Raw genomic sequence first — 836 nt, 5'->3', positions numbered from 1 at the left:
CCGTTCAGCGTGATCCGCTCTCGCAAATCATCGATATCCGTATTCCGGCATCAGTAAAACCGACGGTGGCTGACGCGCTGCGTTATGCGCTGCGCCAGTCGGGCTATTCACTGTGCGCGACCGGATCGGCAAACGGCGTGCTGTACCGCCAGGCGCTGCCGGCGGTGCAGTACCAACTGGGACCGATGCGTTTGCGTACCGCGCTGCAGGTACTGGCAGGCCCCGCGTGGCAGCTTGAGGTAGACGACGTGCAACGTGTTGTCTGCCACAGCCTGCGTGACGGGTATCAGTTGCCGGCGACACAGCTGCCGCTGGTGACGGTGGCGCCGGCCAGGGCGGTTTCAGCACCGGTTTCAGCGCATCCTGCTGCGACGGTCATTGCACCTCCGCCCGTTAACGCGGTACCGACAACCGGCGGGTGGCTGAAAAAATGACTGAGCATAATGACGAAATGGTGCCGATGACACCGGCAAAAAAAGGGTTGCTGCGGAGCAAGACCTTCTGGGGGGCAACGGTCGGCGTCGTTGTTGTCCTGGTTGCAGGCCTCGCCGGCTCAGGGACTATCAGGCATATCGACCAGCGTATTGCCCTGCTTGAGCAGGCACAGAAAGCATTGGCGCCGCAGGATGGCATGAACTCTATGGCCGATGAGCTGCAGGCGCAGGCTAAACAGCTTAAAAGCCTGGCTGAACGCCAGGACTCGCTCATGCGGCAGATTGGTGCGCTGACGCTAACCAATGGGTTACCGGAAAAACTTGCGCAGCAGTTGCAGGCGCAACAGGTTGAGTTGAATGCGCTGAAAGACAGCATTGAGTCCGTGAAAAAGTCAGCGACTG

General features: G+C 60.0%; 1 protein-coding gene and 1 pseudogene. Both read left to right on the top strand.

The features are described from left to right. The coding region (gene pilL2 / locus AC4PR2_RS29270) for a PFGI-1 class ICE element type IV pilus protein PilL2 (RefSeq protein WP_492176097.1) at positions 1–434 on the top strand (434 nt) is incomplete at its 5' end. Further along, positions 431–836 (top strand): annotated as a pseudogene (locus tag AC4PR2_RS29265) (hypothetical protein); the annotation flags it as partial. The gene pilL2 and the pseudogene AC4PR2_RS29265, both read left to right, overlap by 4 nt.

This window comes from Serratia sp. A07, assembly GCF_058725505.1.
Note: the sequence above shows the minus strand (reverse complement) of the source record. Positions and strands in the feature narration are given on the sequence as shown.